Here is a 20,836-nt window from a genome sequence, read left to right on the forward strand (position 1 = left end):
TTTTTCTTATTTAAATATTCAAACTTTTTTCAAACAATAGGTGATGTAAGGATTATAATGAAGGCCAATATAGGGCAATCTATTTGTCCATACAATAGTTTTTCATAAAATTTTTTAATATTTTTATAGAAACGTCCATATCAAAATAAATAGGGCGGAAATCAATGGTGTACGTTAACGGCAATTGTAACAGCTCCCCTCGCCCACCTTCAGCTTAGCACTTTAAATACTATTGATCTCTGCAGAAAACGAGGGCTATGTTAAATTTTAATTTTCTATATCATCTTTCGATACAACAGCGTCCCGATCCCTATTTTTGATCAGAAACACAAAATAGTTTACAGATTGTAACCCATATCATTTTAAACGAGTAAAATTAGTTTTAGCTTGCTCAAACCAGACTTCACCGACTCATTGCAAATGAGCGAATTTAGAGGCTTGACTAATTTCATTTTTTTGAAAAAGCTAGTTTTATATATATTCCTATTGACGATGCTGCTTAGAATATGCTATGCACAAATCCATTATGTATTTTACATCATTGATAAAGCAGGATATATTGAACTCTTCTGTGAAAACCAGAACAAGCCCAGCATGCACTGCGATGGGAAATGTAGCTTAAACAAAGTCAGTAAAGAAACAACCGAGAAAAAAGATAAAATTCCGGATTACATCAGATCCATAACTTTTCCTGATTTTATTCCGACAGAAAAGCTTAACCTATATATTTCTATTAGCATTAGGTTGAACGAGAAAAAAGTCTTTGCTAAGCCACTGTTGTATTTTTTCCTCTACCTAAATCCTTTAAAACATCCTCCAGAAAGATTGATGTGTTAATTACTCCCATCTCTGAACTATTCAGAGATTCAATTATTCATCATCAAATTTTCATAAAATGAAACCAATACTATGGATTTCTCTTTGTGCTGCCCCTTTTATGGCCATAGCACAAGAAGAACAACAATCAGACAGTTTAAAAACTACCATCTTAAATGAAATTATTATCAAGGGTTATAAACTTGAAAATCCAACATTTAGTAAAATATCCAATAACTACGACGAAAAGATAGTCCAACCGAAAAACGTGGCTGGTCTATTTAATGACATCAATGGTTTTTCACTGGTCAAGAGAGGAGCTTATGCCATGGATCCCTCTTTCCGAGGTGCTCAATATGAGCAGCTTAATATTCAATACGATGGCAGTATCAAGGCCATGCATGCTTGTCCAAACCGCATGGACCCAATTACGTCACACATCGCACCGGAGGACATCGAGAAAATAGAAATCATAAAAGGACCTTACAGTGTTCGCTATGGTGCCACCTTTGGTGGCGTAATTAATCTCGTAACTCGCAATCCAGCTCAAGGGCCTCATGGATTTCATGGCTCTGTAGCTTCAGGCTATGAAACAAACGGATCTGCTTACGTTGGCATGGCTCAATTGCAATATGTGAATCAGAAATATGATGTGTCCGGAAATATTGGCTATCGTAATTACGATAATTACAAGGATGGCGATGGAACGGAAATTCCATCAGCCTTTAAAAGCACAGATTACGGCATCAAAGTCGGGTATAACTTGAGAAAAGATCATCGTATCCAAGCCGGATGGAGACAAGCCTTCGGTCGGGATATGTTGCACGCAGGCTTGCCAATGGATACCGACTTTGACAACAGCAGCATAGCCTCCCTCGATTATAAATGGGAAAACATAGGACAGATTATCCAACAATTCCAAGTAAAAACTTATTATAGCTACGTAGACCATTTAATGACCAATTTTGATCGTCCTTCGGCGAAGATGACCGAATCTTCTTCCTTGGTGGAGTCACATACCGCAGGCATCAAAGCCGAACTGGAATGGAAGACCTCTGATCAGCTTCGGTTTTATAGTGGACTAGATTTCTTACACATTGGAAGAGATGGCGACCGAACTAGCTTGATAAAAATGAAGGATGGAAAACCTCTACCGACTCCTGTCACCAAAATAACCTCCATTTGGCAGGACTCCTATATTGACGATTGGGGCTTGTATACAGAAGGTAAATGGACTTTCGCTCCGAGCTATTTACTAAATATTGGGTTACGGTATGACCAAGTGATTTCTGATATCCGAAAACCAGAACCTGATTTCGCGGCATTATACGCCTTAGATAAGCGAACAGAACACCTTTTCAGCGGTACATTATCCTTAAAAAAAGCATTCAGCGACCGCTTGTTTTTCGAAATAGCCTATGGTCGAGGCGTAAGATCTGCCAACATGATTGAACGATTTATCAATAAATTTAATGTTGGCCAAGACAGCTATACCTATACAGGAAATCCCGATTTAAAGGCCGAAATTAATAACCAATTTGAAATCGGTATCAATGGCTACGAAAAACTAAACGGCTTCATAAATACCATCCATTTTGACGCTTCAGTCTATTATGCAGATTTGGATCATTATATTTCAGCAGTCCTATCACCGGATAACAACAGTACCAATAAGGTATTTACCAATATCAAAAATGCGTATAAAACCGGTGCGGAAGTATCTGCTAAATTTGATTTTGCAACTTATTACTTCATTAAGACGGACTTTTCTTATGTTTATGCAAGAAATAAAGATCTGGATGAATCCTTACCCTTAATTCCACCATTTAGTACGCGGATTTCCGCAGGATTTGAAAACAGCAAGTTTTGGGGAAACATCCAATATAATATTATAGCCAAGCAAGATGAAATTGCGCCATCCTTTGGAGAAGTTTCAACAAAAGGATACCAAACAATGGATTTACGCCTGGGATATAGACCTAAGGAAAATTGGAGCCTTGGCCTATCAGGGTTAAATATTTTTGACAAAACTTATCATAACCACTTGAACTTTGCCTTCCGTAATCAAGCAGGATTTGCTAGCGTTCCTATAAACGAACAAGGAAGAAATTTCACCATGTTTATACAATATAAGTTTTAAACAATAACCATTTAAAGGATGAAAAAGCTATTTCTAATACTATCAATGGCTGTTGGGCTATTATCCTGCCAAAACAAGGAGGCAGAGCGAGCAAAAAAAGAACAGCTGATTATTTCGCGTAGCGATAGTTTGACCACACTTGTTCAACAGGAAATCATGAAAAACCTGATGCAAGCCATTGAAAAAGGAGGCCCGGAGTATGCTGTAGACTTTTGCCATGCAGAAGCTATTCCGCTAACCAATGCTGCTGTCGAAAATATGCAGGTTTTCGTTCAACGTATTTCAGATAAAAACCGAAATCCAGATAACGATTTAAAAACGAAAACCGATAAAGAAGTATTCGAACATTTTACAACCGATGAGGCAGCGAAGGACACCCTAATATTAGAAAACAAGCAGTATGTATATTACAAAAGAATAAACCTCGCCATGCCCACCTGTTTAAAATGCCATGGATCAGTAAAAGACATAGAACCAGGTATTTTGGCTAAACTTGAGGCTCATTATCCTAACGATAAGGCAAAAGATTACGAGCTCCATGAGCTGAGAGGATTGTGGAAATTAACCTATAAACAAGAAGAGTAAGGTCATTTTGACCTTATTCTTCTTTTCTCAAAAAACAATCTTATTTTTAAGAGATCAACCAGCTAAAAAGAGCCAAACAGCTAAATACTGGGGTACGTTAACGGATATTGTAACATTATTCCCCAAACTCCAGCATTTTCTCCTAAAAAAAACTATCTTCGTCCCTGAACACAACGTTTACAAAACGAAAAAAATAACCATAACACGCGTATTTTTATCATAAACCTGAATAGTACAAGTTATGAACGTCGACAATTTCGGATTCGGATTAATCGGAACTGGTGCAATAGCACACATCCATGCTGCTGCCATCAAGGCCATAGCTAATGCCCAACTTATTGGCGCCTACAATCGAACTGCTGAAAAAGCAGCTTTTTTTGCACAGCAACACGACTGTAAAAGTTACCAAAGCCTGGAGGAACTTTTGAAAGATGACTCCATCGCAATCGTATGCATATGCACAGCATCTGGCGCACATCTAGAAGCAGCTGAAAAAGCAATCCGTGCAGGGAAGCATTGTCTGATCGAAAAACCACTAGAAATTACGGTAGATCGTTGTAATGAAATTATTCAATTGGCAGAAGAACATAACGTGTTAATTGGCACCATATTCCCTACCCGCTTTTACCCCAACAGCTTAAAAATCAAACAAAAACTGACGGATGGCGGATTTGGAGATCTGGTCATGGGCTCAGCTTATATCAAATGGCACCGCAGCGCCGCCTACTATGCATCAGCAGCATGGCGGGGTACTTGGGCATTCGATGGTGGTGGTGCTTTAATGAATCAAGGCATCCACGCAGTCGATATGTTGTTATGGTATATGGGCGAGGCTGTTTCTGTTTCTGCCCTTAGCGCTAACCGTGTGCACCAAAATATTGAAGTGGAGGACACTGTTGTTGCTAGTATTAAATTTAAAAATGGCGCTTTAGGTAGCATCGAGTGTACTACCGCGGCCTTTCCGGGCACTGCCAAGAAAATTGAAATTATCGGCAGTAAAGGTTCGGCCATTTTGGAAGAAAATAGCTTAACCTTATGGGAGTTCGAGGGTGATTCGACTGATTCTCAAGTACAACAAGCAGAAGCTGCAGTTTCAGGAGGGGTAAGCGATCCGATGGCTATCGGCCATTACGGTCATCAATTACAGGTCGAAGATTTCCTAGCGGCTATTCAAGGAAAACATTCCCCATTGATTGATGGTCAGGAAGGTAAAAAATCAGTCGCTTTAATTAGCGCGATCTATGAAAGTGCCAAAACAGGCCAAACTGTTTACTTATAAAAGCAACTGGAAATTCACATGTCTACAGAAAAGCATATCGACCTCAACGTGCTCCTTTCAGCCATGAAAGCAGATCAAGTTATGGCCTTCGATCAGCTTTATTTTCATTTTGCACCTATCCTCTACCAACGCATATTCAGGCTCTTGAAAAGCCCGGAAAATGTAGAAGAAGTATTGCAAGAAGTGTTTTTAAAAATCTGGAACATGCGGGATCAACTCGAAGCCGACAAGGGGTTTACCACCTTGTTGTTTCGCATGTGTGATAACTTAGCGATTGATCATTTCCGCAAATCATGTCGTGAAAGAAGCATGCAGGATGAATTATGGGCATCCTCCATCAGTTATTATATGCATACGGAGGAAGCAATTTTCAGTAAGGAGAAGTTACAGATTCTCGATGAAGCCATCCAAGGGCTTTCCCCAAAGCGCAAAGAAATCCTTCTACTTTGTAATATCGAAAACAAAAGCTACAAAGAAGTGGCCAGTCAATTGGGAATCTCTGTTTCCACGGTCAGCAACCAACTGGTCAGCGCCATGAAAGATATCAAAAACTATATCCAGCGAAACTACAAAAACGAGTATTTGGTATTTTTCTGGATCTTTTTCCATTAATTTCAAAAAAAATCATTTTTCCAATAGTGTATTTGTCTTAGCTGTTCGTATATCTAGATAATCAATAACCAAAAACTAGATTATCAGTATATGAGCAATCCGCATCAAGAAAGGTTAAACCACCTTTTAGATCGATTTATAAATGCCAAATTAAGTCGCAGCGAATATGAAGAGCTGGTTGATTTAATCAACCTTGCTGAGGATGCCGACCTTAAAGCGCATGCCCAAAAGCTATTAGACAAAGGAAATAATGCCCTATCGGAAGACTTTGTCAATACCCGCATTAGTAGCTTACACAGCCGTTTAAGCAAGAAAATTCAAGTTAGCAGTCAGGAAGAACCGAAAGCAACAACAATCTTCCACATTCGTCCATGGTGGTATTGGGCTGCTGCAGCCAGCATCCTAGCGGTGGGAATTTTTGGCTACCTAAAAATCCAACAACAACCTGCTGTAGAACAATCGATGGCGGTTGTGTTAGAAGACCTGGATCCGGGGAGCAATAAGGCCTCCATTATCCTAGATGGCCAAGAATACGATTTGGATGAAAGCAAACAAGGCTTAATCCTTAGCCAAAATAGCATCAGCTATGATGATGGTGCCTTGGCCCTCGATAAGGCACTTTCAGGTAAATCTGTGAAAATCGTAACGCCCTATGGTGGGCAGTATCACCTTAGTCTTTCCGATGGCACCAAGGTATGGTTAAATGCGGGCAGTGAGTTAAGCTATACAGGAGATTACGGAAAATCAAATCGCACCATCAACCTATCAGGAGAAGCTTATTTTGAAGTCAGTAAAAATAAAGATCTACCCTTCATTGTACGCAATCCAAAGCAAGAAATCCAAGTACTAGGCACGCATTTTAACGTCAATGCCTATCCAGACGAACAGATCAATAAAACCACCCTGCGTGAGGGCTCCTTACGTGTCAGTACGGCCTCCGGTAAAAAATTATTGGTTCCTAACCAACAGGCACAATTTGATGTACAAGGCAATTCCCTAAAAACGGTGGCTGTGGATGCAGATGCCGTTATTGCATGGAAAAATGGCATCATCGACCTACATGGTCTAAGGTTACAAGAATGTATGCGACAGCTTAGCCGCTGGTATGATGTAGAAATTGTATACCTCAATCATATTCCTGAAATCGAAATGGGAGGTCGGATGTCGCGCGGACTAAAACTATCCACTTTTCTACAATTCTTAAAAACCAATTTCAATATTGCCACAGAGCTTACGGCAGACCGCAAGTTGAAAGTGAAACTCATGGAATCTTAACCAAAACCCCATAACCTAAAATTTAAACCATGAAAAAAAAGACAGATAAACCACCATAACCATCAGCCTGCCCTTAAAAAGCAAGAAAGGGAGATGTTGGCCCATCCCCCTTTTATAATGCTTCGGCACATCATTGGGAACATTCACACACCTAAAAACATTATATACTACAATATTATGAAAAACTATCAAGGATTGTTAAATCCTTATCCAATTCGTTTTATCAATACTTATTTAGCACGTATTCGATATCTACTTATGATTTTAAAAACATTTTGCGTTCTCCTTGTAATTGGCAGTTTGCAATTACAAGCGAAGTCGTTTTCTCAGCAATTAAGCTTTAAAAAGAAAGCTACCAAAATTGAGAATGCCTTTCGATTTCTGGAGGAAAAAACCGACTATGTGGTTCTCTATGATCTGCGGGAAGTAAAACACTTGAAACCTATTGATCTGGACATTCATAATGCGAATGTGAACCAGTTTCTTACTCAATTATTAAAAGGCTTACCATACAGCTTTAGCATTGAGGATAAGACCATATTAATAAACAAAACTAAAAAAACAAACGAAAAACCAACAGCCAAGCCGGCTACTGCAACAGTTTCAGCATTGGTTCAACAAAGCTTAAAAGGAGTTGTCCGTGGAGAGGATGGCACCCCATTGGAGGGTGTTAGTATTTTGGAGGTTAGCAGCGGCAAAGGAACCAGTACCAATGCTGCCGGTACCTTTGAACTTAACGTAGCTTCCTACCCTACTAATTTGCGATTTACTTTAGTAGGTTATGAAACCCTGACCCGCAATGTGACTTCTGCGCAAGCCTTAACCATCCGCTTAACTCCGGTTGTAAGCGATTTGGATGAAGTGGTAGTTGTAGGTTATGGCACCCAGAAGAAAGTAAACCTAACAGGAGCTGTCGATGTGGTAAAAAGCGAACAACTCACCAAACAACCGGTGGGTCAAGCTTCAGCAGCATTACAAGGTGCCGCGCCAGGCTTAACTGTAACCCAAGCTTCGGGGCAACCAGGTAAAGATAATGGCACCATGCGTATCCGCGGTATCGGTACGTTAGGAGATGCCAATCCCCTGGTATTAATCGATGGTGTTGAAGGTAATATCAATAATGTAAATACCAATGATATTGCCAGCATCTCGGTATTAAAAGATGCTGCCTCCGCAGCAATATATGGATCCAGAGCAGCAAATGGTGTTATCTTAGTGACCACTAAACGCGCTAATAGCAACGACGTTTCAGTAGACTACAACAATTATGCAGGCTGGCAGAACCCAACCGACATGACTAAAATGGTCGATGGTTTAGATCACATGCTCTTATTGAATGAAGCTTACACCAATACCGGTCGTAGCCCGCTCTTTACCGATAAAATGATCGAGGAATACAAAGCAGGAAGAACCAGCAACCCAGATCGTTATCCTAATACAGATTGGCAGGGATTAACCATGAAGAATACCGCCTTTATGCAAAACCACTACATCAGTGCGCAAGGGGGTACCGACAAGGTAAAAGTATTGGGTTCATTGGGCTATTTTGACCAAGGCGCTATTATTGAAAACACCAATTTCAAACGCTACAACTTCCGTTTAAATTCAGATATCCAGATTTCAGAAAAATTAAGCACATCCATTGATTATTTCTTTACGCGAAGTGAAATGAAAGAACCTGCCCAGGGTGCTGGAATCGTATTTCACTGGATGCGTCGTATCCCTGCAAACCAAGCAGGTATCCTATCCACCGGACAATATGGTGAAGGCTGGAACGGCGATAACTCCATCGCCAAAGCTAGAGATGGTGGCTTAAACCAAGAAAATCCAATGACATCCATCTTCAATATTGATTTGAAATATAGACCGATTGAAGGGATGACGGTGAATTTGGTGTATTCGCCAAAATATGAAATCAACCATAACAAAAAATTCTTAAACAGTATCCAAACCTATTACTGGGATGGGTCGAAAGCTTTCAAAAATCCACAGCTAAACTCCTTAACAGAAAAATATACCCAGTATTGGTATAACAATTTACGTGCTGTGCTAGACTATGAAAAAACATTCGCTGACGATCATAACTTTAAAATTATGGGTGGTTTCCAGCAGGAGGATCAAAAAGACAATATGCTGCAAGCTTACCGTGAAATCTTCTTGATTCCAGAGTTACAGGAAATTGATGCCGGAAATATTGAGAATAACCTAACGAAGGGTAATGCCTCCGAATGGGCTTTACGCTCTTATTTCAGCCGCTTAAACTACGATTACAAAGGCAAGTATCTGTTTGAAGCCAACGCGCGTTACGATGGCTCTTCCCGCTTTGCTGAAGGCCATAAGTACTCCTTCTTCCCTTCTTTCTCTGCCGGCTGGCGTATTAGCCAGGAATCCTTTATGGAATCCCTATCTCCGGTATTAAGCGAATTAAAAGTACGTGCTTCATGGGGTAAGCTGGGTAACCAAAACATCGGAAACTACCCCTTTGCAGCCTATTATGCTTTAGGATTGAACAACTATGCTTTCGGAGGAAATATTTCTACAGGTGCAGCCTTAAACAATATGGCCAATGCCGATATCCGTTGGGAGACAACAACCGTAAGCAATATCGGTTTAGACATCAACTTATGGAGAAACCTGAGCATTACGGCCGATTATTACTACCGTAAAACAACAGGCATCTTATTAGAACTGGATATTCCATTAATTACGGGTAAAAAAGCACCATTCCAAAACGCCGGTGTTGTTGAAAACAAAGGATGGGATGTGACGGTAGCTTATAACAATACCGTTGGTGATTTTAAATACAATGCCGCAGTAAATATATCAGACGTGCATAATAAAGTGCTAGATATGCGTGGTGTCATGCGTTCAGGCCTAACGGTGAACTTTGAAGGCCATCCTATCCGTTCATTATACGGCTATGAAGCAATCGGCTATTTCAATTCGGCGGATGAGGTAAGCTCTTCTGCGAAGCAATTCGGCAATGTAGCAGCGGGTGACATCAAGTATAAAGATCAGAATGGCGATGGTAAAATCGATAAAGCCGATGAAATTATCATGGGCAGTTCCATTCCGCGTTACTCCTTCAGTGCCAACTTAGGTGCCGCTTATAAAAACTTCGACTTTGCTGTATTTTTCCAAGGTGTAGGCAAAGCCGATGGTTATTTATATGGTCAGGGTATTATGCCATTCTACGAAGGTGGAACCGTACAAGAACAGCATAAAGATCGTTGGACGCCAGAAAACACTACTGCTGCATTCCCACGTTATGCCTTCAATGAAACCAACAACACCCAAAACTCCACGTTCTGGATGAAAAAAGCAGCTTATTTGCGCTTAAAAAACATCACCCTAGGGTATACTGTACCGTTTAACCAAGCAGGCAAAAATCCATTGCGAACGCTACGCGTATTTGCTTCAGGCCAAAATTTATTTACAGCAACGAGTTTCTGGAAAGGCTACGATCCGGAAGGTCCTATCGGAACCGGAGCTTGGTATCCGCAGATGAAAGTGTACAGTGTTGGATTAAGTGCGAAGTTTTAATATTGATCATCATGAAAAAAAGAACATTAACATATAGCTTAGGATTGGTTTTAGCCCTTTCCTTTACCTCTTGTAATAAAGATTACCTCAACAGATTACCTTTAGATAGTCCGGCAAGTGTCACCTTCATCAGCAATGAAGCTGAGCTAGATATGGCGGTAACCGGTGCATACAATAGCTTATACAGTGCACCTAAAGAAGTACCAATGCCTTTCCCATTAACCTTGGATTATGCTTCCGATATTGGCTGGGAAAGAAACACCAATACCCTGCAAACCTTGGGGATGGGTAATGCGGATGCGAACAACATTTTTATCACCGATTTCTGGCAGTTCTTGTATGAAGGAATAGGTCGTTGTAATGATATTTTAGATAAAACAGACGATCTTAAGGAGATTGTTCCTGCCGAAAAATTAAACAAACGCATCGCTGAAGTACGCTTCTTACGCGCTTATTTCCATTTCTATTTAAATGAACTTTACGGAGGTGTACCCTTGCTCACCAAGCCCTTAACCTTAGCCGAAAGTAAAGTCGCAAAATCCAGCAAGGAAGATGTGAATAACTTCGTGTTAAACGAAATTGATGCTGCCTTAAAAGACCTTCCGGAAACCGCAGCTGGCGTCGATGTAGGCCGGGTAACCAAAGGTGCCGCTTTAGCATTAAAGTCGCGTGCTGCCCTTTATAATAAAAAGTATCAAATTGCTGCCGATGCGGCAAAGGCAGTTATGGATTTAAACCAATACCAATTGCATACTAATTTCGAGCAATTGTTTAAATATGCTGGTGAGGGATCGAAGGAAATCATATGGGCTATCCAATACAAAAAAGGATTAAAAACCCACAGCATTTCTTCCCAGTTCTTCTCGCGCTTAATGCAAGGTTTCTCCAATAAAATTCCGGTGCAATCCTTAATTGACTCCTACGAATGTACGGACGGATTGAATATTGATAAATCACCTTTATTCGACCCTGCGAAACCTTTTAACAACCGCGATCCGCGCTTAACCCAAACGGTCGTTTTACCACAATCCCGCTTCTTAGGGGTCGTATTTGAAACCCATCCCGACAGTTTACAAACCTGGGATTACCGCGGCGCAACGCCAAAGCGTATTCCGAATACCGATGCTACAAATGCCTATGCTACATTCTCAGGCTATTTATGGCGTAAGTACACCGATGAAATCGACTTCGCTGACCGTTCTAACTCCGAGTTAAATGGCATCCTTTTCCGTTATGCGGAGGTGCTTTTAAACTACGCGGAGGCAAAAATTGAACTTAATCAACTCGATAACTCTGTATATGAAGCCATCAACCAAGTTCGCCAACGCCCATCCGTGAATATGCCAGCCCTAAGTGGCGGAAAATCGCAAGCCGATTTACGATCAGCGGTTCGTAAGGAAAGAAAATATGAACTGGCAGCGGAAGGCTTCCGTTTATTTGATATCCGCCGTTGGGAAATTGCTCATCAGGTTATGCCTGGCGATTTATTAGGCAGAATCCGCAACGGATGGTTAGCAAATGCGCCAAAGATCGATGCCAATGGAACGCCTGATTATAGTCAGGTAACCAACAAAAGCCAGATGCGTGTCATTGAGAAACGCGCCTTCAACAAGGACCGTGATTATGTATGGCCTATTCCACGTATCGAAACTGAAGTAAATCCAAACCTTATTCAAAACAAAAATTATTAATAGGAAAACATGAAGAAACTCTTTTTAGCATGTCTGATCGGTTTTTGCACGATGAACCATGCCTTAGCAGAAAACAAAAATATTGAAGTAGACATCTGTATTTACGGGGGTAGTTCAGCCGGCATTATTGCCGGCTATACGGCCAGCAAACTCGGTAAAAAAACCATCGTTATTGAACCACGCAATTACCTCGGTGGGTTAACAACTGGTGGATTGGGTGCTACAGACATTGGTAATAAATTTGCTATTACGGGTCTGGCACGCGATTTCTATCGCCGCTTAGGGACGCATTATAATAAATTCGAACAATGGACATTTGAACCCCATGTAGCCAATAAAGTATTCGATCAATATATCAATGCGGTAAACCTGCCTATTGAAAAAAATTACTTGTTAGACCAAGTGATTAAGGAGGGAAATACCATTAAAGAAATCATCGTACGCAAGAACGATGGTGTAGGCATGGAAACCATCCGTATCAAAGCGAAAATGTTTATCGACTGTACGTACGAAGGCGACTTAATGGCGAAATCAGGCGTAAGTTATGCCATCGGACGGGAACCCAACAGCCAATATGGTGAAACGCAAAACGGCATTCAATTGCAGGAAATCCACCAGTTTCCTGATGGCATAGATCCGTATAAAATCCCTGGAAAACCAGAAAGTGGTTTACTTTGGGGTATCTCCAACGACAACCTGGCCACACATGGTTTAGGCGACCGAAAAATCCAGGCCTATAACTTCCGCTTAACGCTGACCCAAAATAAGGATAACCTCATTCCGTTCAGCAAACCGGAAGTATACAATCCTGATCATTACGAATTGTTATTACGTCAGATTGCCAAGGAAAAATGGACAACCATTTTTAGCAGCTTAAAAAAAGAAAACCATCCTGATGGCACCGTCGAAATCAAACATGCCGGAGGTTTCTTGATTAAGTTTATGCCGAATGGCAAAACAGATTTCAATAACTTCGGCGCTTTCTCTACCGACATGATCGGAGAAAACTACGATTACCCCGACGGCGATTTTAAAACACGCCAAGCTATTTGGAAAAAACATGAAAACTATACCAAAGGCTTGTTATATTTTTTAAGCCATGACGAGCGTGTTCCGGCACATATCCGTACTGAAATGCAATCTTGGGGTTTCTGTAAGGATGAGTTTCCGGAAACGAATGGTTTTTCCAACCAACTGTATGTACGGGAAGCACGTCGCTTAGTGGGGCCTGTTGTTATGACTCAAAAACACTGTGAGGGCGAAGAAGTAATCGACGATCCAATCGGGATGGCCGCTTACCAAATGGACTCCCATAACATCCAACGGATCGTGGTGAATGGCATGGTAAAAAATGAAGGCGATGTGCAAAAACCAGTACCTGCACCCTACCCTATTTCTTACCGCTCCATTATTCCAAAGGCCGAAGAATGTAGCAACCTCTTAGTACCCGTATGTATGTCATCTTCGCATATCGCTTTCGGTTCTATCCGTATGGAGCCTGTATTTATGGTATTGGCACAGTCGGCAGCTACTGCAGCATCCCAGGCCATCAACCATAAACAAGCCGTTCAAGACATCAATGTACAGACCCTGATCAATAAGTTAAAACAAGATCCATTGGCCGATGGCAGTAAACCTGAAATTATAATCGACAACCGCGACAGCGATGTGGTTGAAGTAGCTGGTGCTTGGAACGACAAGCATTATGGTTATGCGAAAGATAAACTCACCTTCGCGCAAAAGGATCGTGCTGCATTCGTTAAGTTCAATGCTGCAGTGGAAGATGCCGGGAAATACGCCATCTACACCTATATCGCTGAGGATAAAGCCTTGGCCGACAAGCTTAGCTTTGAAGTATTTGATGGCAAGAAAAAACACCGCATTGTGCTAGACAAATCCAGTATTAAGCCTTTCGATATGTCATCGGGAGAATGGTTGAAATTAGGCGAATTTAATCTTCCTAAACATGCCAAAAGCTATGTCAAAGTATTAGCAGAGCAAAACAATGGACACGTGGTAGCCGATGCTATCGTATGGAAAAAAGTTAAATAAGTCGAAATCATTAAATAAAACAAAATGAAGTTAGCAAGTATAGGTCTTCAAGCCTGCTTATTATTCGGTTTAACTACAATGCATGCACATGCACAGCAAAAAGATTCCTTGGTATTTCTTGGAGATACCCTGCAACTTTCTGCCAGTCAGGTAAAACAATGGGAAGCAAAGGGAAGAGCACCTATGTTAAAAGCTATACCCCAAACAACAAACAGCTTTCTTGTCCAAGAATTGGGCAAACTATCGTTTAAGGATCAGCAATTTAAAATTGCTGATCCCTTAGATGATGGGGTAATGAAAATATTAGTCATTGGCAATAGCTTCTCCGATGATGGCGTGGAATATTACTTTCACGACCTCGCCAAACAAGCAGGACATGCCTTAGTCATCGGGAACTTATTCCGTGGTGGAGCACCTTTAGACTTTCACCTCAAAAATGCGAAAGAGGATATAAAAATCTACGACTACCGCAAAACTACCATCGATGGCGCCAAGTCGAACACCCGCAAAACATCCATAAAAATGGCCATCGACGATGAAAACTGGGATATCATCTGCTTTCAGCAAGCCAGTGTTTTATCGGGTGATTTGGAGTCTGTACGTCGCGATTTACCGCAATTGTTTGATTATGTAAAAGAAAATTACCCGATTCCAACGGTAAAATATGCCTTCCATCAAACCTGGGCTTATGCGCAAAACGCAACAACCAAAAACTTTGAGAGATACCAAAATAAGCAGGAACAGATGTTTCAGCAGATTGTTCAGGTCAGTAAAGAAATTGACAAGCTTATTCCTATCAGCTACTTGATTCCTTCTGGCACGGCTATTCAAAATGGACGTACCTCAAGTGTTGGAGACAACTTTAACCGCGAAGGCTACCATTTAGATCTCCGTATCGGCCGATTTACAGCGGCTTCTGCCTGGTATGAAACTATTTTTGGAAACCTGGCCAACAATGGCTATAAACCGTTCAATTTAACGCGAGATCAGGCGGCAATGGCCAAAGAAGCAGCTATTTTAGCTGTTAAACAGCCCTTTCAAATCTCCGATCTGTCCAATTGGAAAATAGACAATAAGCCTGTTTCTTTTTCCAGCATTCAAGTCAATTTTGCTGCCGATCTTGTTATGCCGGGTTGGAATTCCTTTTTATTTGAACGCCAGCAAACTATGCTTTCCGGATTAGTGGACAAGGAAAATAAACCCACCGCCGTCTATGTCAAATTGACCCATAACTTCGATGCGCGAAGTGCCAAAGGTCCACAACGGACAGCTAGCCCTTTCAAAATGCCGAAAGAAGTGTCGGAGTCCTATTTCTTTTGCAAGTTAACCGCTCAGGATTCTCCGAAAGAATATATTGAAATCGGAAACCTAGATCCCAAAAAGGCCTATACCCTGACCTTGTTCTCCGGATTCGAAACAGCAAGAACCCCCTTTTTAATTACGGTAAATGGCCATAAAAAGACTAAGGCTCAAGAAATAGACCCAAGCTATAACAAAACACAAAGCCTATGCTTTGAACAACTGCGGCCAACTGCAGGAGGCAAGCTTTTTATTGCTTTCCAAAATAAAACAGAAAAAGAACAGGCCATAGCCGTTATCAATGCCTTAAGCATTGCAGAATCTTTAAATCATTAACCCTAACCTGCTAGGAATAGCAGGTTTTTTATGCCATGAAAAAAATATTATTAGCTCTCCTATGCTGTTGCATAGGCTTTACTTTGCACGCTCAATTTAAAAACCATGGCCCTCAGGTCTTTGCAAAAGCCGTTCAGGGAAGCCATTTTATTCAAGATAAACAAGGAAAACAATACCTATTCACGGTAGTACGGGGCATTCCTGCCCGTTTATTAGGCTATCAATTAGCTGACGGTAAAAAAATAGTAGATGTTCCATTGCCCGGCACCGACGGTTCTTGGGATATGTGTGTAGCCTCAGACAACAGGTTATATGCCACTGGAAATGGTAAAGTATATGCCTATACCCTTGGGGATGCAAACATAAAGGACTTAGGTTTAGCCCTTCCCCAACAGAAAGTAATCTGGGATCTGCATGCCGATAGCAAAGGCGGGATCTACGGTGGAACCTATCCCGATGGACTCATCTTTTATTATCACCCTAAATCGGGCTTTCAGGAAGTATCCCAGGGCCCCGTTTATGCCGGAGAGAACTATACCCGCAGCGTGGTCTACGATAAAAAAGCAGATCAGATCTACATGGGAACTGGCTCTAACGCAAAATTTATCCGACTGGATCCTAATACTGGGCAAAAACAACAGTTATTAGCCTCGGCACCCGGATTTAAAGAGTTTGTATATGATTTAGACATTCAGGAAAATATCCATAAACAGGATTATATTTTAGGCTACATCAATAGTAATGCAGATACCAAAACCTTTGTTTACAGCATTCAACAGGATAAGATCGTTGCGGAATTGCCGCCGATCGAAATCAAATCCATCGCGCGCGATGCGAAATCCACAAAGATTTATTACACGGCGAAATCTAAAATCTATCAGTTAGATTTAGGACAGCTCCCATTGGCACCGAAAGAGTTGGCCAGCATTAAAGGCAGCGGTAAAACAGGGCTTATGCTGAAAGATGGATCCTATCAGGTCTTTACCAATGCACAATTCGTTTATCGGGTAAACCCGAAAACGAAAAAGTTAACCAGCCAGGAATTGCAGGTTCCCAACTCCCCGATTTTGATCCAATCCATCTTCTGGGGGCCGGATGACAAAATATGGAGCGCCGGATACCTTGCAGGGCAGCATGGCAGCTTTGACCCTAAAACTGGGGAGCATCAGGAATATCCAGGTTTACATCAAACCGAAGGCTTAAACAGCCAAGGCAACAAGCTTTATTTCGGAATCTATACCAAGGCCAATATCTACAGCTACGATGTAACCCAACCTTGGAAAGTAGGCACGGAAAACCCAAAATTTATCGGCCAGATTAAAGATCAGGATCGCCCCTTTGCAGTAATCAGCATGCCCGATCGTCAAGAGATGGTTTTCGGCACGGTGCCACCCTATGGCAAGCTTGGCGGAAGTATTGCCCATGTCAATACAAAAACCAATAAGCTCACTTCCTTTGATCAAGTGATCCCGAACCAATCCATTATCTCCTTATTGAATGTAGACGGCCGGGTAATTGGCGGATCTTCCATTGCCGGTGGATTAGGTGCGACCCCAACCAGCAAGCGTGGCTACCTCTTTGAATGGGATCCTGAAAACAAAAAAGTCTTATGGAAAGATAGTATTGCCGATTACTGGTCAGTTTCCGGACTCTTCCTTGGCCCGGATAAGCGGGTATGGGGATTTGCCGATGGAACCCTGATTGAATATGATCTACAACAGAAAAAGCTGCTAACCAAAGTACCTGTATATACCTATGAGCGCTATCCTAGTCATATCTGGCGAAATGGACTAGGTGTATACCACCCCAATGGACTCATTTACTTTACCCTAAGCGATAGTTTCTATTGCTATAACCCGAAAACAAAAAACTTAACTAAACTAAAGGACGAGGCTTCTTTAATGATTTTGGGAAAAGACAATAAGCTGTATTTTAAACATGGTACAGATTTGTGGAGTTATACGCCGGAACAATAAACCAAAAAAATCCACGACACTTGTGTCGTGGATTCGGTTAATTGATTTGGTTATGAAGTATTTTAAAGCTGCTGTTTTAATATACCGGCAGCGAGTTGATCGTCGTATTGTTCACAGGCTTCTGCAAGCCATTGCTTTAATTGGATAATTTGTTTCGCGTACTTTTTATTCGCGATCTGATTATGCAATTCCAAGGGATCCTTTTTCAGATCGTACAATTCCCAAGCTTCTTGTCCTTTGTAAAAACGAACCAATTTAAATCTTTCTGTTGTAATTCCAAAATGTGGCGACACATGATGGGGATGGGGAAATTCGTAATAATGGTAATAGCTTGCTTTTCGAAAAGGCTTCGTTTGTTGGGGCTTGTGTAGCAACGACAAAAACGATTGACCTTGAATATCCGAAGGTACGGAAAGTCCCGCAATTTCCAAAAGCGTAGGTGCCCAGTCAATATTGAGCAGTTGCTGCCCAATGCGTGTCCCTGGTTTTACAACTCCCGGATAGCGAATTAAAAACGGTGTCCGTAGCGATTCTTGATAAATAAACCGCTTATCAAACCAGCCGTGCTCCCCCAAATAAAACCCCTGATCGGAACCATAGATCACAATGGTATTCTCGGCGAGGCCATGCTTATCCAGATAGTCCAGTATCTTGCCGATATTGCGATCCAATGAATTTGCTGTGGCCAAGTAATCCTTCATATAGCGTTGATATTTCCATTCTGTCAAAGCCTTGGCTTCCGGTTTTAAAGCCTCAAATTCTGCCGTAATTTTATCGTAATAACGCTGCACGCTGGCAGCCTGCTCGGGGTTCAAGCGAGCATACATCCCTTCGTTAATTTCTTTTCTTAGCTGCTGCTCTTCCTCGACGCTCAGGGTTCGCTGCTGCCCGCCCCTATTACGAATTGTTGTCAGGCGTTCCTGCATAATAGCTTCCGTCAGCCCGAATTTGGCATGCACTTTTAAATCATCGGCCAAGCGCATACTTTTCTCAATCGTCATGTCCTGATCGCCAGCAGCCTTCCGACCTTGATAATCGTCGTAAAAAGTAGCAGGTAAGGGGAAATTCACCGCATCGTAAGCCCCTAAATCTTCAATGGCCGGCAGCCATTCCCGATGAGTTGCCTTTTCACCAATAACCAGAAAGAAAGGCTTATCCTTTGGCCTTTCATCTAACCAGGCGGTACTCAATTGAGTAATAATATCTGTCACATAGCCTTCATAACGGCTGGTATCATGCTGCGCATTAATAAAATCAGGATTATAATAATAGCCTTGATTGGGCAGGATATGCCAATAATTGAAGGCATCCCCAGGCAGGGTACCCAGGTGCCACTTCCCTATCCAGGCTGTTTCATAATCCGCTTGCTGTAACAAACGGCTCAGCACCTGCTGATTGATATTGAAGTTCCCTTCATTGTCCATAAAGCCGTTTTTATGGCTGTATTTTCCAGTCAGCAAATTAGCACGACTGGGCCCGCAGATGGATTTGGTCACCATAAATTGTTCAAAAACGGCACCCTCCTTTGCTATACGATCGATATGAGGCGTTTGCACCAGCTTATTCCCATACGCCCCAATCGCCTGATAAGCATGGTCATCCGAAAAAATAAAAAGGATATTCGGTTTCTTTTGCTGCCCCTGAGCCAAACCCATACAGAACATACAAACCGTTAAAAAGCGAAGGATAGCATTCATAAGTATGATTTTTATTAAATATACCGCTAATCTTCCGAGCATGCATTCCTTAAGTATAAATTTCAAAAAAATTAGCTGATATCAGGGAGAAAGCAAACCATTTAATTTCCGCATTTTTGTAGCCAAATAGAACGCTTATGAAATCCATCACATGCACGATTGTTGCCCTTGCACTCCTTTCGTTCAGCAGCTTTGCCCAACAACTGTCTGGGTTTAAATTAACCTATCAACATCTTTCGGCAGATCCGCAGGAGGTAGAAGCTCTGGAAAATAAAGGTATATTCCAAACCGTGCTGCTCAGCAAAGATTATGTTCGCATTATGCCAAGCGATACAGAAAATCCTATTGTGCTAAAAGACATTCGTCGTAACGAAGAATTGATGCTTTTCCCGCAATCGGAAGAATATTTCATCTATAAGTCTGAAGGTCCTGTTGTGGAAGTTCCGGAAAGCGATTTGCCGATTAACTATCAGGCCGGCAAAACCAAAACCATAGCGGGCTATCTATGTAAATTTGCACAAATCAGTTTTGACAATGAGGAAGATCCCGAACAACCCATCGAGATGGACATCTGGTATACCGAAACACTTCCAAGTATTTATTGGGGCGAGTTCTCCTTCCTATCCGAAATTAAAGGCGCGGTGCTTTCCTTAAGTGTATCAGGAAATGGCTTTCAGGTCGTCAACATCGAATCTACAAAAATAGATAAGGCTACTTTTCAAATCCCTGAAAATTACACAGAAATCAATTTGGATGAGGATCCAGACGAGGAGGCTAGCGAGGAAAATTACCTAGGTCTTGGAACGGAAGTCGCTGAAGATCGCTTAACCTATACCAATGAAAGCGGCACCTACATGGGGCTAAAAAACAGCCAAGGTGACGAGATAACAGGAACGAACTTCACTTTTATCGATTACTTTCACCATGATCAGGCCGTAGCCATCGATAAAAACAATAAATTCGGAACCATAGACCTGCAAGGGAAAACCCGTATTCCATTCCAATACGATTACCTGGGTCAAGATCAAGCGTCCGATCAACTGATGTATGGCGTTGGCGACAAAATGGGCATGATGGATCCGAACGGAAAGGTATTAATTAAAGCCGAATACGATCAAATCAGTTTCTTTAGTCAGGGATTGGCAACAGCTTTTAAAGGGGAGAAATGTGGCATCATCAATATGCAGAACAAAGTCATCGTCCCTTTTGATTACGATATGATCTTTGAAATTAACCCCCACAATTTCACCACCTATGCCGATGAAAAGGTTAGCTTGTACAACCTGAAAACAAATACCTTGGTAAGTAATGCATACGATCATTATGCCCTATCGAAAGACAATGCCTTAATCACCGTGCAGCAAGGTGATAAATACGGTTTCATCGACCCTACAGGTAAAATTGTTCTTCCCCTAAAGTATAGTTTGGCAGGGGTTTTCGAAAACGGAATAGTTTTAGTTGCCGAAGACGAAGCGCAAGAAAACCAATATTTCATCAACGCAAAAGGAGAAAAAGTTACCATCGAATAAGTTAGA

At 41.5% G+C, this 20,836-nt stretch carries 12 protein-coding genes; 11 read left to right on the plus strand and 1 reads right to left on the minus strand.

The window, feature by feature from the left end; all coding sequences use genetic code 11:
- The first annotated feature begins 895 nt into the window (after positions 1-895).
- From GQF63_RS01595 to GQF63_RS01640, 10 genes are all read left to right on the plus strand, one after another.
- Positions 896-2,956 (plus strand): TonB-dependent receptor domain-containing protein, encoded by a 2,061-nt coding sequence (locus tag GQF63_RS01595; RefSeq protein ID WP_160367336.1) that lies wholly within the window; start codon positions 896-898, stop codon positions 2,954-2,956.
- Between the two features lie 18 nt (positions 2,957-2,974).
- Positions 2,975-3,541, plus strand: coding sequence for a c-type heme family protein (locus GQF63_RS01600; RefSeq protein WP_160367337.1), 567 nt, complete (start codon positions 2,975-2,977; stop codon positions 3,539-3,541).
- A 241-nt stretch (positions 3,542-3,782) separates the two neighbouring features.
- Complete coding sequence (locus GQF63_RS01605) at positions 3,783-4,820, plus strand: Gfo/Idh/MocA family protein (RefSeq protein WP_160367338.1); 1,038 nt, start codon at positions 3,783-3,785, stop codon at positions 4,818-4,820.
- An 18-nt stretch (positions 4,821-4,838) separates the two neighbouring features.
- Positions 4,839-5,432, plus strand: coding sequence for an RNA polymerase sigma factor (locus GQF63_RS01610; protein WP_160367339.1), 594 nt, complete (start codon positions 4,839-4,841; stop codon positions 5,430-5,432).
- Between the two features lie 90 nt (positions 5,433-5,522).
- Positions 5,523-6,707 carry a FecR family protein gene (locus GQF63_RS01615; RefSeq protein WP_160367340.1) on the plus strand — a complete coding sequence of 395 codons (1,185 nt, stop codon included), beginning with the start codon at positions 5,523-5,525 and terminating at the stop codon, positions 6,705-6,707.
- Positions 6,708-6,884: 177 nt separating this feature from the next.
- Entirely contained in the window at positions 6,885-10,250 is a 3,366-nt protein-coding gene (locus GQF63_RS01620; RefSeq protein WP_160367341.1) for a TonB-dependent receptor, read from the plus strand.
- An 11-nt stretch (positions 10,251-10,261) separates the two neighbouring features.
- Entirely contained in the window at positions 10,262-11,941 is a 1,680-nt protein-coding gene (locus GQF63_RS01625) for a RagB/SusD family nutrient uptake outer membrane protein (RefSeq protein WP_160367342.1), read from the plus strand.
- Between the two features lie 9 nt (positions 11,942-11,950).
- Positions 11,951-13,993 carry an FAD-dependent oxidoreductase gene (locus tag GQF63_RS01630; protein ID WP_160367343.1) on the plus strand — a complete coding sequence of 681 codons (2,043 nt, stop codon included), beginning with the start codon at positions 11,951-11,953 and terminating at the stop codon, positions 13,991-13,993.
- 24 nt (positions 13,994-14,017) lie between these two features.
- Positions 14,018-15,628, plus strand: coding sequence for a DUF4886 domain-containing protein (locus GQF63_RS01635; protein ID WP_160367344.1), 1,611 nt, complete (start codon positions 14,018-14,020; stop codon positions 15,626-15,628).
- 35 nt (positions 15,629-15,663) lie between these two features.
- Positions 15,664-17,604, plus strand: coding sequence for a hypothetical protein (locus GQF63_RS01640; RefSeq protein ID WP_160367345.1), 1,941 nt, complete (start codon positions 15,664-15,666; stop codon positions 17,602-17,604).
- A gap of 62 nt (positions 17,605-17,666) precedes the next feature.
- On the opposite strand, the gene GQF63_RS01645 is transcribed toward GQF63_RS01640, so the two are convergent.
- Positions 17,667-19,301, minus strand: a complete 1,635-nt coding sequence (locus GQF63_RS01645) for a sulfatase family protein (RefSeq protein WP_160367346.1) — start codon at positions 19,299-19,301, stop codon at positions 17,667-17,669.
- Positions 19,302-19,438: 137 nt separating this feature from the next.
- Between GQF63_RS01645 and GQF63_RS01650 the strand changes: the two genes are divergently transcribed.
- On the plus strand, positions 19,439-20,830 hold the full coding sequence (locus GQF63_RS01650) for a WG repeat-containing protein (RefSeq protein ID WP_160367347.1): 1,392 nt from the start codon (positions 19,439-19,441) through the stop codon (positions 20,828-20,830).
- The last annotated feature ends 6 nt before the right edge of the window (positions 20,831-20,836 follow it).

Source organism: Sphingobacterium humi (genome assembly GCF_009768885.1).
GTDB classification, from domain to species: domain Bacteria; phylum Bacteroidota; class Bacteroidia; order Sphingobacteriales; family Sphingobacteriaceae; genus Sphingobacterium; species Sphingobacterium humi.

Coding starts and splice junctions, on each gene's coding strand:
- GQF63_RS01595 (WP_160367336.1), top strand. CDS start 896: ATGAAACCAATACTATGGATTTCTCTTTGTGCTGCCCCTTTTATGGCC.
- GQF63_RS01600 (WP_160367337.1), top strand. CDS start 2,975: ATGAAAAAGCTATTTCTAATACTATCAATGGCTGTTGGGCTATTATCC.
- GQF63_RS01605 (WP_160367338.1), top strand. CDS start 3,783: ATGAACGTCGACAATTTCGGATTCGGATTAATCGGAACTGGTGCAATA.
- GQF63_RS01610 (WP_160367339.1), top strand. CDS start 4,839: ATGTCTACAGAAAAGCATATCGACCTCAACGTGCTCCTTTCAGCCATG.
- GQF63_RS01615 (WP_160367340.1), top strand. CDS start 5,523: ATGAGCAATCCGCATCAAGAAAGGTTAAACCACCTTTTAGATCGATTT.
- GQF63_RS01620 (WP_160367341.1), top strand. CDS start 6,885: ATGAAAAACTATCAAGGATTGTTAAATCCTTATCCAATTCGTTTTATC.
- GQF63_RS01625 (WP_160367342.1), top strand. CDS start 10,262: ATGAAAAAAAGAACATTAACATATAGCTTAGGATTGGTTTTAGCCCTT.
- GQF63_RS01630 (WP_160367343.1), top strand. CDS start 11,951: ATGAAGAAACTCTTTTTAGCATGTCTGATCGGTTTTTGCACGATGAAC.
- GQF63_RS01635 (WP_160367344.1), top strand. CDS start 14,018: ATGAAGTTAGCAAGTATAGGTCTTCAAGCCTGCTTATTATTCGGTTTA.
- GQF63_RS01640 (WP_160367345.1), top strand. CDS start 15,664: ATGAAAAAAATATTATTAGCTCTCCTATGCTGTTGCATAGGCTTTACT.
- GQF63_RS01645 (WP_160367346.1), bottom strand. CDS start 19,301: ATGAATGCTATCCTTCGCTTTTTAACGGTTTGTATGTTCTGTATGGGT.
- GQF63_RS01650 (WP_160367347.1), top strand. CDS start 19,439: ATGAAATCCATCACATGCACGATTGTTGCCCTTGCACTCCTTTCGTTC.